This window comes from Mycobacterium sp. E3247 (assembly GCF_001667785.1).
Taxonomy (GTDB): Bacteria; Actinomycetota; Actinomycetes; order Mycobacteriales; family Mycobacteriaceae; genus Mycobacterium.
In genome coordinates, this window is the sequence record NZ_LZJG01000304.1 from 1 (window position 1) to 3,307 (window position 3,307).

General features: G+C 70.8%; 4 protein-coding genes and 1 pseudogene. 4 read left to right on the forward strand and 1 reads right to left on the reverse strand.

What is annotated here, in order from left to right; translation table 11 throughout:
* Positions 1-22: 22 nt before the first annotated feature.
* Positions 23-973, reverse strand: coding sequence for an LLM class flavin-dependent oxidoreductase (locus tag A9X04_RS16665; protein WP_082975037.1), 951 nt, complete (start codon positions 971-973; stop codon positions 23-25).
* Between the two features lie 84 nt (positions 974-1,057).
* Between A9X04_RS16665 and A9X04_RS16670 the strand changes: the two genes are divergently transcribed.
* The 4 genes and pseudogenes from A9X04_RS16670 to A9X04_RS30485 form a co-directional block, all read left to right on the forward strand.
* Positions 1,058-1,888 carry a helix-turn-helix domain-containing protein gene (locus A9X04_RS16670; protein ID WP_067922549.1) on the forward strand — a complete coding sequence of 277 codons (831 nt, stop codon included), beginning with the start codon at positions 1,058-1,060 and terminating at the stop codon, positions 1,886-1,888.
* 75 nt (positions 1,889-1,963) lie between these two features.
* Positions 1,964-2,338 (forward strand): DUF732 domain-containing protein, encoded by a 375-nt coding sequence (locus A9X04_RS16675; protein WP_082975038.1) that lies wholly within the window; start codon positions 1,964-1,966, stop codon positions 2,336-2,338.
* A 28-nt stretch (positions 2,339-2,366) separates the two neighbouring features.
* Positions 2,367-3,149: a tetratricopeptide repeat protein gene (locus tag A9X04_RS16680; protein ID WP_082975040.1), complete on the forward strand. Its 783-nt coding sequence runs from the start codon at positions 2,367-2,369 to the stop codon at positions 3,147-3,149.
* A 1-nt stretch (position 3,150) separates the two neighbouring features.
* Positions 3,151-3,307 (forward strand): annotated as a pseudogene (locus A9X04_RS30485) (HAD family hydrolase); the annotation flags it as partial.

Genomic DNA, 3,307 nt, shown 5'->3' on the forward strand with positions numbered 1-3,307 from the left:
TCCAGCCGTGCCGGTGTCGCGGTCATCGGAGCGCCTCCTTCACGAACCGCAGCTGCTGCAGCTGCTCGACGAACCCGTCAGGACCGGGGACACCCGGGCGGCAGACGATGTGCCGAGCCCCGGCGTCGATGAAGCTCGCCAGCCGAGCGATGACGGCGTCGGGTGTACCCGCGGCGAAGGTCTGGATCTGCTCGACGATGTCGATGCCGAATCCATATGTGCTGGTGGCGAAGTGGTCCAGCGCGGCCCGACCACCATCGGCATCCTCCGTCACCAGGACGGTGACAAACAGCGCGGGCGTGACGGCGTCGGCCCCGCGGCCGGTGTCTTCGGCGGCGGCGCGCACCTCGCCCAGACCTGACCGATAACTCTCGGACACCGGCGGATAGGGGAGCCACCCGTCGTACATCCTGCCGGCACGGGCCCGGGCGCCCGATGTGTCGCCCGCCAGCCACACGGGCGGGCCGAACCCATCGAACGGCGTGATGCCGGCCGGGATTTCTTCGAGGTGCAGCACGGCACCGTGAAACGAGCTGGGCTCCTTGGTGTTCCAGAGCTGACGCCACAGCGCGACCGTGTCATCGAGGCGTGCGAACCGTCGACTCCACGGCACCTCCGAGGCGGCATATTCGACCTCTGACAACCCCGGAAAGCCAGCGCCGACCGCCACGGTCAACCGTCCGCCCGACAACCGGTCGATAGAGGCGAGCACCTGCGCGGTCTGCACGGGCCGCCGGAGCGCTGGCTGCAAGGCCGCGGTGCCCAGGGTTATGCGATCGGTGACCGCGGCCGTGGCCGACAGAAACGTCAGCGCTTCGATGCGGGGCCGCACCAACGAGTCGTTTGCCCACACCGAGTCGAACCCCAGATCCTCGATTGCGCGGGCGAAGTCGAGGAGTCGGCGCAGGTCGGCACCTGCCCAGGGCTCGGCGGCCAGGGGTGGCATGACACCGAACTGGAGCGGCTGACTCATACCGCGATCGTGTCGCCCGTAGGGATGGGCGGCAATTCCCTGCAAGGAATAGCGCCCAGAATCGTTCGCGGGTTGACTGTGTGCATGTCCACTGCGACGCCGGCGGACTTCGGTACGGTGCTCCGCGAATGGCGCAATCGGCGCCGGCTCAGCCAGGTCGACCTGGCGAACGACGCCGGCACCACCCAGCGGCACCTGAGCTTTCTGGAGCAGGGCCGATCGGCGCCCGGGCGCGACATCGTCAGCCGACTGGCCGACTCACTAAGGCTGACGCTGCGGCAACGCAACGCGCTGCTGTCGGCGGCGGGCTTCGCTCCGGCGTACCCGGAGTCACGCCCGGACGCGCCGCTCCTGCGGCCCGTGCGTGAGGCGCTGCAGCATGTTCTCGACGGCCACCTGCCGTATCCGGCGTTGGTGATGGACGGCTTCGGCGAGCTGGTTGCCGCCAACGCTGCTTTGGGGGTGCTGACCGACGGGGTGGCCGGGTCGCTGCTGGAGCCACCGGTCAACGTACTGCGTGTCGCGTTGCACCCGGAGGGTATGGCGCCGCGCATCGTGAATCTCGACGACTGGCGGCGCCACATTCTGCACGGCTTGCGCGAACGCGGCCCGCACCCGCGCATCGATGCGCTGACGGAGGAACTCGAGGGTTACGGCCTGCCGGCGCCGGGCGGGCGGCCGGTCGAATCGCTGGGCTTCGCGGTGCCGCTGCACCTGCGCTGCCCCGACGGTGACGTGCGGCTGGTCGCGACGATCGCGACCTTCGTCACGGCCCTCGACGTCAGCGTGTCGGAGCTGCGTCTGGAAGCGTTTCTGCCCGCCGACCCGCAGACCGCCGCCTCCCTCGCCCGCCGCCACGGCCGCCGTGTCAATCCGACAGCGTGGTCAACCATCGCGGGGATCGAAAAGGTTTAGGAACGCACCCGCAAAACGCGTTGGTGCGCAAATCTTTACCGCACCGTGTTGCGGCTGTGACCCGCATTGGCCAGGGTGGTCACGGTGATGTCCCTCTGGCGTGTGGAACGGGTCCTGCTGCGTGTCCTGGGGGTGGGTGCCTGCGTGGCCGGGATCGCCGCGCCCTTGGCCGCGCCCGTCCGTGCCGACATGCGGGGAAACGCGTTCCTGATGGCCCTGTCCAACGCCGGTATCACCTACCCGCACCCGGAGAGCGCCCTCGCGCTGGGTCAGTCGGTGTGCCCGATGCTGGTCATGCCGGGTCAGTCCTTCGACTCGGTCGCCGATCAGATGGCCAGCCGCAGCGGCCTGGGCTACGAGTCGGCCGGCCTGTTCACCATCGTTGCCGTCGCCAACTACTGCCCGGCGGTGATAGCGCCGTTGCTGCAGAACCGGCTCACGGCGTACTAGCGGTCGGCGCCCCCGTATCCTCGGCTGCGTGGTCGACGACAGGCAGCGGCAGCGGGGCGAACGGCGCCCGCGCCCATCCGGCGCGTGGTCGGGCCCGGGCCGCGCGCGTCCGGCCCAGCCGCAGAAGCCCGACGGCCCTCGCACGCCCGAACCCGGGCCGCCGATACCGCCCGGCGTGGACGCCCGGCAGCTGGCGCCCGAGATCCGCGGTGAACTGAGCACCCTGGACCGCGCCACGGCCGACGCGGTGGCACGCCACCTGGTTGCCGCCGGCGAGCTCCTCGACGAAGACCCTGAGGCGGCGCTGAGCCACGCCCGCGCCGCCCGCGCCCGCTCCAGCAGGATCGCCGCGATTCGCGAGGCCGTCGGGATCGCCGCTTATCACTGCGGCGACTGGGCGCAGGCGCTGGCCGAATTGCGCGCCGCCCGCAGGATGGGCAGCAAGTCCAACCTGCTCGCGCTGATCGCGGATTGCGAACGCGGACTTGGCCGCCCGGAACGGGCGATCGAACTCGCCCGCGGGCCGGAGGCGGCCCGGCTGGAAGGCGACGACGCCGACGAGTTGCGCATCGTCGCCGCGGGCGCCCGCGCGGACCTCGGCCAGCTGGAGCAGGCGCTGACCGTGCTGTCCACGCCGCAACTGGACCCCACCCGCACGGGCTCGACGGCGGCGCGGCTGTTCTACGCCTACGCCGACACGCTGCTGGCGCTGGGCCGCAACGACGAAGCGCTGCAATGGTTCCTGCGCTCGGCGGCCGCCGATGTCGAAGGCGTCACCGACGCCGAAGACCGGGTCAGCGAGCTGGGCTGAGATGACAAGCGTTGCGCGCCAATACGATTGCCTGCTGCTGGACCTGGATGGGACGTTGTTCCGCGGCCGCCGGCCCACCGAAGGCGCGGTGCAGGCGCTGGCCGAGGTGCCAAGCCGCGCGTTCTTCGTCACCAACAACGCCTCGCGCAGCGCCGCCG

What these genes read in the sequence shown, in the direction of transcription:
- A9X04_RS16665 (WP_082975037.1), bottom strand. Translation starts at nt 973, where the DNA reads ATGAGTCAGCCGCTCCAGTTCGGTGTCATGCCACCCCTGGCCGCCGAG.
- A9X04_RS16670 (WP_067922549.1), top strand. Translation starts at nt 1,058, where the DNA reads ATGTCCACTGCGACGCCGGCGGACTTCGGTACGGTGCTCCGCGAATGG.